The 11,138-nt window shown below is 61.5% G+C and carries 12 protein-coding genes and 1 tRNA gene; 9 read left to right on the forward strand and 4 right to left on the reverse strand.

From position 1 onward, the window contains the following. The first annotated feature begins 5 nt into the window (after positions 1–5). Positions 6–482 carry a DUF1289 domain-containing protein gene (locus ACT9T4_RS08670; RefSeq protein WP_042553670.1) on the forward strand — a complete coding sequence of 159 codons (477 nt, stop codon included), beginning with the start codon at positions 6–8 and terminating at the stop codon, positions 480–482. Positions 483–673: 191 nt separating this feature from the next. Here the strand turns inward: ACT9T4_RS08670 and ppnP are convergent, their stop codons facing one another. Together ppnP and ACT9T4_RS08680 are read right to left on the reverse strand one after the other, a co-directional pair. Beyond that, positions 674–955, reverse strand: coding sequence for a pyrimidine/purine nucleoside phosphorylase (gene ppnP, locus ACT9T4_RS08675; protein ID WP_042553669.1), 282 nt, complete (start codon positions 953–955; stop codon positions 674–676). 83 nt (positions 956–1,038) lie between these two features. After that, a complete protein-coding gene (locus ACT9T4_RS08680; RefSeq protein WP_042553668.1) occupies positions 1,039–1,581 on the reverse strand; it encodes a 3'-5' exonuclease in 543 nt (180 codons plus the stop codon). 191 nt (positions 1,582–1,772) lie between these two features. Between ACT9T4_RS08680 and ACT9T4_RS08685 the strand changes: the two genes are divergently transcribed. From ACT9T4_RS08685 to ACT9T4_RS08700, 4 genes are all read left to right on the forward strand, one after another. After that, entirely contained in the window at positions 1,773–3,986 is a 2,214-nt protein-coding gene (locus tag ACT9T4_RS08685; RefSeq protein ID WP_179538087.1) for a putative bifunctional diguanylate cyclase/phosphodiesterase, read from the forward strand. Between the two features lie 11 nt (positions 3,987–3,997). Then, on the forward strand, positions 3,998–5,893 hold the full coding sequence (locus ACT9T4_RS08690) for a sensor histidine kinase (protein WP_499116496.1): 1,896 nt from the start codon (positions 3,998–4,000) through the stop codon (positions 5,891–5,893). Positions 5,894–5,978: 85 nt separating this feature from the next. Continuing rightward, positions 5,979–6,239, forward strand: a complete 261-nt coding sequence (locus ACT9T4_RS08695; RefSeq protein WP_042553666.1) for a YkgJ family cysteine cluster protein — start codon at positions 5,979–5,981, stop codon at positions 6,237–6,239. 37 nt (positions 6,240–6,276) lie between these two features. After that, positions 6,277–6,876: an START domain-containing protein gene (locus ACT9T4_RS08700; protein ID WP_499116498.1), complete on the forward strand. Its 600-nt coding sequence runs from the start codon at positions 6,277–6,279 to the stop codon at positions 6,874–6,876. A 103-nt stretch (positions 6,877–6,979) separates the two neighbouring features. Here the strand turns inward: ACT9T4_RS08700 and ACT9T4_RS08705 are convergent, their stop codons facing one another. Beyond that, a complete protein-coding gene (locus tag ACT9T4_RS08705) occupies positions 6,980–7,648 on the reverse strand; it encodes a Bax inhibitor-1/YccA family protein (protein WP_042553664.1) in 669 nt (222 codons plus the stop codon). A gap of 179 nt (positions 7,649–7,827) precedes the next feature. Here ACT9T4_RS08705 and ACT9T4_RS08710 point away from each other — a divergent pair. Next, positions 7,828–7,918: transfer RNA gene (locus ACT9T4_RS08710), tRNA-Ser, on the forward strand. Positions 7,919–8,230: 312 nt separating this feature from the next. On the opposite strand, the gene ACT9T4_RS08715 is transcribed toward ACT9T4_RS08710, so the two are convergent. Beyond that, positions 8,231–8,470 carry a hypothetical protein gene (locus ACT9T4_RS08715; RefSeq protein WP_042553663.1) on the reverse strand — a complete coding sequence of 80 codons (240 nt, stop codon included), beginning with the start codon at positions 8,468–8,470 and terminating at the stop codon, positions 8,231–8,233. 420 nt (positions 8,471–8,890) lie between these two features. Between ACT9T4_RS08715 and ACT9T4_RS08720 the strand changes: the two genes are divergently transcribed. The 3 genes from ACT9T4_RS08720 to ACT9T4_RS08730 all read left to right on the forward strand — a co-directional run. After that, positions 8,891–9,223: a helix-turn-helix domain-containing protein gene (locus tag ACT9T4_RS08720; protein WP_499116501.1), complete on the forward strand. Its 333-nt coding sequence runs from the start codon at positions 8,891–8,893 to the stop codon at positions 9,221–9,223. Between the two features lie 153 nt (positions 9,224–9,376). Beyond that, positions 9,377–9,814 (forward strand): GNAT family N-acetyltransferase, encoded by a 438-nt coding sequence (locus tag ACT9T4_RS08725; protein WP_499116503.1) that lies wholly within the window; start codon positions 9,377–9,379, stop codon positions 9,812–9,814. Between the two features lie 428 nt (positions 9,815–10,242). Then, the coding region (locus ACT9T4_RS08730; protein WP_499116505.1) for a ShlB/FhaC/HecB family hemolysin secretion/activation protein at positions 10,243–11,138 on the forward strand (896 nt) is incomplete at its 3' end.

The following is an 11,138-nucleotide window of genomic DNA, read 5'->3' on the forward strand; positions in this document are numbered from 1 at the left end:
AACGCATGTCCAATCAACGTATCAAGACGCCTTGCGTAGGCCTTTGCTCCACGGTATTCGGGGATTCCGTGTGCCGTGGCTGCAAGCGCTTCCACCACGAGGTGATCAACTGGAACGGCTACAGCGACGAGGAAAAACAGGCGGTGTGGCTGCGACTGGAGATGCTCCTGGTGCAGGTAATGGCCGCCAAACTGGAAGTTTTCGACGAGACGCTGCTGCTCAAACAGCTGGAACAGCGAAAGATTCGCTTCGTTCCCCACCAGTCCGCCTATTGCTGGGCCTACCAGCTGCTGGCCCGTGGTGCACGGGTGATCACCCAGCTGGATGCCTACGGTATTTCCCTGCTGCCGGAGTTCCGCGGCTGGGAGCTGCCTGATCTGCGGGATGCCATCGACCGCGAATTCTTCCTGCTTTCCGAAGCGCACTTCGAGCGCTACATCGCGCCGCGCTTCCTCAAGGAAGGCATGGAGCTGCGGGTCTAGGCTTCGAGGCCACTGCCGGGCGTGCTCGACCCTGGGCAACGGTCGGCGCCAAGCGCCACCACGGTGTCTCACCGACTACCACCACCAAATCCCGTCACCTGGCGTTGAGCGCAGCGATACCCGCAAATCGGCTGCCCTGAACGCGAAAGCCCGGCACTTGGCCGGGCTTTCGATTACCGCGGGGCGATCTGTCAGCGGTATTCGCACAGGTAGGCGGTGTCCTGCTCGACCTTCAACTGAAACTTGCTGTTGGCTGGCACGGTGAAGCGGCTGCCAGCGGTGAAGGTTTCCCAATTGTCGCTGCCAGGCAGTTTGACGGTCAGCGCGCCAGCGATCACATGCATGACTTCCAGTTGGCTGGTGCCGAATTCGTAATCGCCTGCCGCCATCACACCGATGGTGGCCGGGCCTTCTGCCATGCCGAACGCGATGGATTTGACGGTGCCGTCGAAATACTCGTTGACCTTGAACATGTGCATCCTCGTTAGGCGCAGAAAGAAATGGCCGGCAAGTATGCCCAAGGCGTTACCCGCCGTCACCTCTATAGCGCATGCCTTCAGCCAGCCATTACCAGAGGGAGCAGGCGAGCGGTATTGCGAGCATCGGTCAGGGCGCGGTGCTGCTGGCCGGTGAAGCCGATACCGGCAAGCTGCAGGGCCGCATTGAGCCCGACAGGGCGAGCCAGGTGACGCTCTTCGGCGAAGCGCCGCTTGAGGTTGACGTGGGGCAGTGCCTGCAAGTGGCTGACCAGCCCGTTGCTCTGCCAGTCCTGTTGCAGTTGCTTGTGGTCGTAGTCGCCCCAGCTGCACCAGCCTTGCAGGCGCGGCCTGTGCGGCTCCAGCCAGCGTTCGAATTGCGGCCAGAGGATGGGCAGGGTAGATGCCGAGTCGACATCCGCCTGGGCGATATGCGTCAGCTCGCGGCAGAAACGGGTCAGGTTGGGGCGGCGCAGAGGCCGGACGAAGCGCTGAAAGTGATCGATCTCATGACCACTGGCATTCACCAGGCAGGCGCCAATCTCGATGATCTCCATATGCTCGATGGGCCAGCCACCCTCTTCGGTGGTGGCTTCCAGGTCGATGACCAGCCAGTACCCCATAGCTTCTCCTTGTCCGCAAAACCCGGTGTATTCATCGCTGTCACGAGCGCTGCAGAGTCAGACCGACGAATGGCCGCATTCGTGCCATTTGCGAAATGCCATCATGCATCTTGTCTCTTTCAAAGGCTGGCTATACTTTGCGGCACGGAAGGTATTGTTCGTCTTCCTCGGGTGATAGGTGAGCGTGCTTCATGGATGACTCCGTAGTGTTCTTCGATGACGAGCCCGTTGGCGGTGCACAGCAGCCGGTGTGGCACGTTCTCACCGTAGACGATGATCCAGGCTTTCAGCGCGCCACGGCTTTCGCCATGGGCGAGATGGAAATTCTTGGCCGGCGCATCGAGATACAGCAGGCCTTCAGCAATCGCGAAGCGGCGATGATTCTTGCCGAGCAGCGCGATATCGCTTTGATTCTGCTCGACGTGGTGATGGAAACCGAGGACGCCGGCCTGCGTCTGGTCAAGACCCTGCGCGAGGTGATCGGCAATGCCGAGATCCGCGTCGTGCTGCTCACTGGCGAGCCTGGCATGGCGCCGGTGCAGGAGGTCATGCGTGATTACGACATCAACGATTACTGGTCCAAGAGCGAGCTGAGTTCCGAGCGCCTGCGCACGGTGCTGACCGCCGGGCTGCGCAGTTACTCGCAGCTCAAGGCCACCGCCCGTGCCCGCCGCGGCCTGCAGATGATCGTCGAGTCCAGCAACGCGCTGTTCTGCTCGAAAAATACCCGCGAGCTGTCAGCCAAGATCCTCTCCGAAATCGCCTCGTTGCTGGACCTGCAGGCCGAAGGCATCGTCTGCGTCAAGGCCCAGGAGCCCAGCCCCGGCAGCCTGCCAAACGCCCATGTGATCAGCGCCAGCGGGCGCTTTTACGGTTCCATCGATGGCGATCTGGACGGCCTGCGCGACGATGCCGTGGCCAGCGCCTTGCGCTGTAGCCTGCAAAAGCAGAGCACGTTGCGCTTCGACGACTGCACCGTGCTGTTCTTCCCGCGCTTCCAGGCCGGGGCCGATTACGCCTGCTACGTGGCGACCGAGCGCACCCTGGACGACACCGAGCTGGAACTGCTCGAGGTATTCAGCGCCAGCATCAGCCGTGGCCTGTACAACGTCGCACTGTTCAGTCGCCTGGAGGAAATGGCCTATCAGGACGACCTGCTGAAAATCCCCAATCGCAACGCACTGATCCGCATGCTCGACATGACGCTGAACAGCGCCAACAAGAACGAGCGCGTCTTGGTGCTGATCGATATCGACAACTTCTCCGGGGCCAACACCGCTTTTGGTACCGGCTACGGCGATTTCATCCTGGGCCTGGTGGCCAACCGATTGCGCGAGACCTTCGACGGCAACGTGCTGATCGCCCGGGTGCGTGATGACCTGTTCGCCATCCTCGGCCCGGAAGATCAGGTCCGGGCCGAAGACATCGTGGCGCTGTTCCGCCGCCCCAATCGGCCTTACGAGCTGGGCCAGGTGCACAGCCTGAGCAGCGTGACCCTGTACCTGCGCGATTTCGACGACACCGCCAGCGTCGCCCTGCAGGACGCACGCCTGACGCTCAAGCAGGCCAAGCAACTGGGGCATGACCAGCATGTGGTGCATGACCGCCAGCTGCAGAGCGCTCACGCCGAATCCTTCCGGCTGTTGCTGGCATTGCGTGACGCGGTGGCCAGTGACCTGATCAGTATCGAGCTGCAACCCCAGCTGGACATGCGCACCGGCGTGGTCACCGGCGTCGAAGCCCTGGCCCGCTGGTATCAGCCTGACGGCAAGGCGATACCGCCGCTGCAATTCATTCCGCTGGCCGAAGCGACCGGCTACATCCTGCCACTGGGCGATCTGCTCATGCGTCTGTCGCTGCAGGCGGCCAGGCGCCTGGACGAGGCCGGCCATGGCGAGATCCGCGTCGCCATCAACGTCTCGGCAACGCAATTGCTGCAGCGCGATTTCATCGAGCGTTTCACCCTGCATCTGGAATCTGCAGGCGTACGGGCCAGCCAGGTCGAGCTGGAAATCACCGAATCGGTGGCCATGCGCTCGTTCGAGCAGGTTTGCGAACAGTTGCTGGCCCTGCGCGAGATGGGCGTGAAGGTCGCCATCGACGATTTCGGTACCGGCTTCTCGTCGCTCAGCTATCTGCGCAAGCTGCCGGCCGATCGCCTGAAAATCGACCGCAGCTTCGTGGAGGAGCTGCGTGCCGAAGACGATGGCCAGTCGATCGCCGAGGCCATCATCCAGATTGCCCGGCGTGTGGGCATGTCGGTGATCGCCGAGGGCGTGGAGAATCAGGAGCAGGTCGAATGGCTCACCCAGCATGATTGCGTGGAAGCGCAAGGCTATCTGTTCGCCAAACCCATGCCGCTGGAGCGTTTGCTGAGCTGGCTGGGTGAGCGCGCATACCGGTGACGGCCAGCCGGGTGGCACGGTGGCGCAAGGCGCTTTCCAAGCCGCTGCCGCGCAACCTGCTGGTGCTGTTTCTGCCCTGGTCGCTGCTGATCATCGTGCTCAGCGTGCTGCTCTATGACCGCATGCTCAATGATCGCCTCGAACCGCTGCTGGACGCCCAGAACGACAGCCTGGGGGAGGGCGTCGCGGTGCTGGAGCGCCACCTGTCCAGCTTGCGCGGTGACCTGCAGTTCCTCAGCCAGCAGCCCTTGCTGACGCGCTCCATCAAGTATGCCTCCGGTGACAGCTATGCCGCGCTGAGCGAGCTGTTCGTCGAGTTCTCCAACAGCCGCGGGGTTTATCAGCGCATCCGCTGGCTGGATGAAACCGGCATGGAGCGTGTTCGTGTCGATGCCGTGTCCGGTGCGGCGCTGGCCGTCGAAGCCGCAGACCTGCAGAACGACTCCGCAGCCTACTATTTCGTGGAAACCATGCACCTGTTCCGCGGCGAGTCCTACCTGTCGCGCTTCGACCTGGATCGGCAATATCGGCCCGACGGTTCCATCCGCGCACTGGTGCCTATTCTGCGCGCCGCGGTGCCGGTTTTTAGCGAGCGTGGCGAGCGGCGGGGCATCCTCGTTCTCGACTATCGGGCCGAGCGCCTGCTCGGCCGCCTGCAGGAAACCTCGGTGGCTTACGGTGGCTCGCTGCAGTTGCTCGACCATGAAGGCTACTGGATGCTCGGAGAGCGCCCCGAGCACGCCTGGGGCTTCATGCTCGGCAAACCCGAACTGACGCTCGCCAGTCGCCAGCCAGGCAGTTGGCGACGGTTGCAGGAAGAACCGCGCGGCTCGTTCATCGACCCCGCCGGCTTCTGGACGTACAGCCATTTCCGCCCTGGAGACGGCAACGCGGCGACCGCCAACGTGGCCGATCACTGGTTGCTGCTGTCACATCTGCCCGCCAGGAACCTCGATGCGCTGCGCTGGGAAGTGCTCTGGCGAGTGATGCTGTTCTTCGGCGTGCTGCAAGGGCTGGGCGTGCTGATCAGCGTGCGACGCGCCATCGATGAAGCGGAGCGGCTGCGAGCCGAACACGGGTTGCATGTCAGCAGTCGAGCCCTGGCCTTCAGCAACGAGCAACTGCAACGTACCGTCGATCAGTTGCAGCGAACCCGTCGTGCCCTGTTGCAGGCGGAAAAACTGTCGTCCCTGGGCACCATGGTCGCTGGCGTCGCCCACGAGCTCAACACCCCCATCGGCGCCGCCAGCGTGGCGGCTTCGACGCTGGAGAAAGCCAGTCAGGAATTTCAGGCTGGTATGCGTGAGGGGCTCAAGCGCACCACGCTGGATCGTTTCGTGCAACGCACCGATGACGGCCTGGGCATCATCCTCACCAGCCTGGAGCGCATGTCGCAGCTGACTCGGGCATTCAAGCAACTGGCCACCGACCGTGCCAGCACCGAGCGCCGGCGCTTCGACTTGCGCGAGCTGGTCGACGAGGTCGTTCTGCTGCTGCAGCCCAAGCTGCGGCAGAGCCCCCACAGAATCGAGGTCGATGTACCGCAAAACCTCATGCTCGACAGCTATCCGGGCCCGCTCGGGCAGATTCTGCAGAACCTCATCGACAACGCCCTGATTCACGCCTTCGATCCGGGCGTCAAAGGCGTGGTGACGGTGCGTGGCGAAGTCGATGAGGCCCAGGGACAATGCGTGATCGACGTCAGCGATGACGGCCGTGGCATGGACGATGACCTGCTGGGCAAGATCTTCGACCCGTTCTTCACCACCCGCCGTGGCCAGGGCGGTACGGGCCTCGGCCTGCATATCACCCACCAGCTGGCGGTGGACATCCTCGGCGCTCAGCTGGATGTCGACAGTGCCCCTGGCCAGGGCTCACGCTTCAGCATCCGTCTCGATCTGGGCTGACGGCAGGGGCTGCCGGCCTGCCCTCAGGCGCGCTAGAATTGCCGCCGCTTGGCGCAGTGTGTCGTTCGTTCGAGGTTCCTTTTCCATGCAATGCCGTCCCGGTTGTGGCGCCTGCTGCATATCGCCATCCATCACCTCCTTCATTCCTGGCATGCCCAACGGCAAGCCGGCGGGGCAGCGCTGCGTGAACCTCGACCAGAGCAACCGCTGCACGATCTTCGGCCATCCGGATCGCCCCGAGGTTTGCTCCGCATTTTCCGCGGATTTCGATGTCTGCGGTAATAGCAGCGAAGAAGCCATCCGCCTGCTCGCCTGGCTGGAAGGTGCTACGACAGCAGCTGTTTGAGGCACTACAAGAAAAGAAGTCAGCCCCGGAGAATGAAATGTCGTTGACCCGATTGTTGGTAGCAAGCACTGCCCTGTGCATCGCGTCTGCCGCTCACGCCGAAGAGTGGACCCTGGCCAAGGACGAAGAGGGCATCAAGGTGTACCTCAGCGAAGTGGCCGGCTCACCTTACAAGGCTTACCGCGGCGTGACGCTGATCAAGGCGGATATGAGCAAGCTCAAAGGCCTGCAGGAAGACGTCAAGGCATCATGCGCGTGGATCCACGAGTGCCAGGAGCAACGACTGCTCAAGCATGAAGGCGACAAGAGCTGGACCTACACGCGCTTCAATACCCCGTGGCCCGTCACACCGCGTGATTCGATCATCGAGGTGACGACCGAGCAGGGCGCCGATGGCAGCGTGACCCGCAAGCTGCATGGCGTGCCCGATTACAAGCCCGAAGAGAAAGGTTATGTGCGCGTGGCCGAGGTGGAAGGCTACTGGACGATGACACCCAAGCCAGACGGCATGGTCGAGGTCGTTTACCAAGCGCATTCCGATCCGGGCGGCAGCGTACCTTCGTGGCTTTCCAACAAGTTCGTCGTGGAAGCGCCTTTCAACACCCTCAAGGGCATGCGCGAAAAGGCCAAGCAGTAGCCTGGGGGCTGCAGAAGCAGGTGTGGGCAGCCGTGACCGGCAAATGCGCCACAAATGAAAAGACCCGCCAATTGGCGGGTCTTTTTCGTACGGGTGTGGCCGATCAGTCGTCGCCGCCCATGATGCCGAAGATCTGCAGCAGGCTGACGAACAGGTTGTAGATCGATACATACAGGCTGATGGTCGCCATGATGTAGTTACGCTCGCCACCGTGGATGATCGCGCTGGTCTGATACAGGATACAGGCCGACGAGAACAGCACGAAGCCAGCGCTGATCGCCAGTTGCAGGCCGCTGATCTGGAAGAAGAAGCTGGCCAGCACGGCACCCAGCAGGACGAAGAAACCGGCGGTGATGAAGCCGCTCAGGAAGCTCATGTCCTTGCGAGTGGTCAGCACGTAGGCAGACAGACCACAGAACACCAGTGCCGTCATCATGAACGCAGAGCTGACGACTTCAGCGCCGTTGGCCATGCCCATGTAGCGGTTGAGGATCGGGCCCAGGGTGTAACCCATGAAACCGGTCAACGCGAAGGCGGACAGCAGACCCCAACCGGAGTCACGCAGTTTGGCCGTCAGGAAGAACAGGCCGTAGAAGCCGATCAGCACGACGAAGATGTTCGGGTACGGCACGTTGGCGCGTTGAGCCATGAACGCCACGATGCCACTGAATGCCAAGGTGAGAGCCAGCAAACCGTAAGTATTGCGCAGAACGCTGCTGACTGCGGTTTGTTCAACCCGTGTAGGGTTGTGTGCGTAATCTTGTTCGCGCATGGCGACACTCCTGTAAAGGCTAATGGTTCCGTGACCAAGGTCGGAAGGCATCATAGCAGAGCCTTGGGTACTGCCAAATCAGAGTGTTTGACAGTGTGTTACGTTCCGGTAAGATGCCGCCCGCAACCAACAAGGTTGCAAAGGGATGTTTCGGCAAGATGAAGCACCCACGTCGACCTGGAGGGTTGGCAGAGCGGTTGAATGCACCGGTCTTGAAAACCGGCGAACGTTAGTAGCGTTCCCAGGGTTCGAATCCCTGGCCCTCCACCATTTTCAGCCCCGCGCTGTGTGCCCCGATCCCACTGGGAGCGGCACACAGCGTGCGGAGCCACCCGATCTCGATCGCGCCTCGATGTGAATCGTTCTTCGCGCCTTTCAGGTGCCGGACGAGACGCACCCTTGTCTGCTCCCATACTTCCAGTGCTTGCGCCAGACGCCAACCTTGGCGAAAAAAAACGCGAATTCTCCGCGCCAACACGCGAGCCGGATACGGCGTAGCGGAAGCCACCGGCAAGGCCCTCGACGGAATCGCCGACCTCTTGGCGTTCGCCGCGCGCTGTGCGGTGCTGGCAAGTCTTCAGCTCACAGAGCCTGCCCAGAGGCTTTCAATCCGCTGCGCAACGCCTGAATGGTGCTGTTGAGGCCAACGAGATACGGATGCTCTGCCTGTACGCTAGGGCTGTGTGGGCCGTTGCGCTCGTCGTGGTAGCGCGGGTCACGGCAGATCTCATCGATGATCGCGTCGTAACGCGCGCCGAGCCAGCGCATGAAGGTTTCTGCCTGTTCTTCCGAAAGGTGCAACTGGATCGTGATATTGCGCATAAAAGCCACCGTTGCAGCGCGAACTGCCTGATCCTGCCTATGCAGGCATCACTGGGAGTTCGAGAGAGTGGGGATTTTTCGTGATCGCCAGTATGGCGAGCGCACGGATATCAGCCGATACGGCGATATTAGCGACGTTTAAAAGGAAGATCGCTGTCGGCGATGACTGTGGCGGGGAGGGCAGGCTGGAGCTGGCGTTACATCCGCCAGGAGTCGTGAGTGAAACCAAGATATGAGCTGAGTATTCATGCTGTCGTCCTTGTTCAGCAGAGGGGCTTCGTACCTTGCACGAGCGTAGCCATGCACGCTTGCTCTGTGAGGCAGGCGTTGGGCATAGTTCAATTTCGTGTAACTCGAGCAAAAGCAGGATTAGATTATTCAACGAATGTTGAATGGTCAATGCCTTAAGGGGTCTCATTGTTGAATGTTGGCGGTCGGCTCAAAGAAGAGCGTATGCGTTTGGGGTACAACCAAGCGAAATTCGCTGCTCTTGCCGGTGTGGCGAAGACATCCCAATTCAATTACGAGAAAGGCGAGCGCAGTCCAGACGCCGAGTATTTGTTCGCAGTCGCAGAAAGGGGTGTAGACATCCTTTATGTCGTTACAGGTGAGCGTCGGCCAACCAGTGCTGAAAGCATCAGCAAGGACGAAGCCGATCTTCTGCTTCGCTACAGGCAATTGCCTGGTGATCAGCGCTCGCACACCTACCTTATCGTCAGCGCATTGGCCGAGAAGGTAGAGCGGTCTACATGAGTCTGACGAGGCGCTTGTTTACTCGCTTCTGTTCTCGATCAATAAGTCTCACTCACTGCCGCCGCTGACGCCAACCAAAGTACCTGCCTGGATAAAACTGCCGTTCCTTTGGAACTGCCCGCGCACCACCCAACGGAATGAAGGAATCATGTCATGGAGATTCGGGTACGAATCGGCAACGGATCCGATATCGGTGCGATATTCGATATACGCACCAGTGTTAAGGAAAACCACCTGTCCCGTGACCAACTGACGGAAATGGGCATCACCCCGAGCGCCATACGGCAGGCAATGGCCGCAACCCCGTGTCTCTGGATCGCCGAGGTCGATGGTATTGCCGCCGGTTTTTCCATGGTGGATGTCGAGGACGCCTGCGTGTTCGCAGCGTTCGTGCGCCCTGAGTTCGAAGGCCTGGGCTTGGGGCGCAGCCTGATGGCGAAAGCCGAAGCCTTGCTGTTCAAGCAGCACCAGACGATCTGGCTGGAAACCGCAGAAGCGAGCCGCGCTGCCGGCTTTTATCGAAATCTCGGCTGGTTGCCGACGGAGCGCTTGCCAGCGGGCGACATTCGCTTCGAGAAGCACCGCGAGTGAGTACCGGCAGCATCGCTGCTGGTAGTCGGCGCCGGTTCATGGCGACACCCCATATCAGTAACGCCCCAGTCATTCGCTGGCTGTAACTGGCGCCCGCAAGACCGCGCCGAGGGAGGGCGGCAGATGTGCCTGCCGCTCTTTGAACGATGCATGCTGGCAGCTTTCCCGCGCGGTGCGGTGGTCCATGACCGGACACCTGATAGCCACTGGCCGCGGCTGGCAGGGAATTATCCATCCTTGCTAGCATTACCGAACCTCGCCCATCGGAGCATGGGCGGTCTCTGAATCCTGGCATTGCGGCGCGAGTTTGTTCGCTGCGGCATACGCCATGATTTGAAGATGAGCAGTGCGTCTCAGGTCGTTTTGCTGGGTGATGGCAGAATGCCGCCTCGCCCCAGGGATGAACTTATTTTCCAGGTATGGATGTCATGCGCTCGTATTTCCCGTTGTTTTTCGCCGCCGTGCCGTTCATGGCGCTCGCCCAGACGCCGCCTGCGAACCTGCCTTCGCCCCTGACTCAGGACCTGATCCGCGACCGCCAGGAGCGCCTGCTGCAGGAGCAGCAACAGCGCTTGCAAGAGTTGCAGCAGTTGCCCGGGCGCACGGTGGAAGCGCCTGCCGAGGCGCCGGCCGGCGATGAACGCTGCTTCGCCATCAAGCAGATCGAGATCAGCGGCGCCACCTCGCTGTCCGCTGCCGACAAGGCCGAAATCCTGGCGCCGTTCGCCGACGATTGCCTGGGCGTCAGCCAGCTCAACGGCCTGCTCAAGGCGGTCACCGACCACTACATCGACCGTGGCTACGTGACCACCCGGGCTTACCTGCCGCAGCAGGATCTGTCGGCTCGGACCCTCAACGTGGTGGTGGTCGAAGGCCGCCTCGAAGGCCTGGACAGCTCCGCGCTGGCCAGCGACCGCGAACTGGCCATGAGCTTTCCCGGCGAGACGGGCGAGATCCTCAACCTGCGCGAACTCGAACAGCTGGTGGAAAACCTCAACCGCCTGCCGTCGCGCCCGGCCCAATTGGAGCTGGTGCCAGGCGAGCAGGTGGGTGGCAGCCGGGTGGGTTTGAAAGGCGAGCGCAGCAAGCCCTGGCACGCCAACATCAACCGCCATAACGAGGGGCAGTTGAGCACCGGTGAGCAGCAGTGGGGCCTGGGCCTGGTATGGGACAGCCCGTTGGGCCTGGCCGACCAGTTGAGCCTGCGCGCCAGCCGCGATGCGGTCAGCGACCGTTACCGTCATTCTCACGCCCAGAGCCTGTCCTACAACATCCCCTATGGCTGGTGGCGCTTCGACTACAGCTACAGCCAGAGCTACTACCG

The sequence above is a fragment of the Pseudomonas sp. SZ40 genome, from assembly GCF_052958135.1.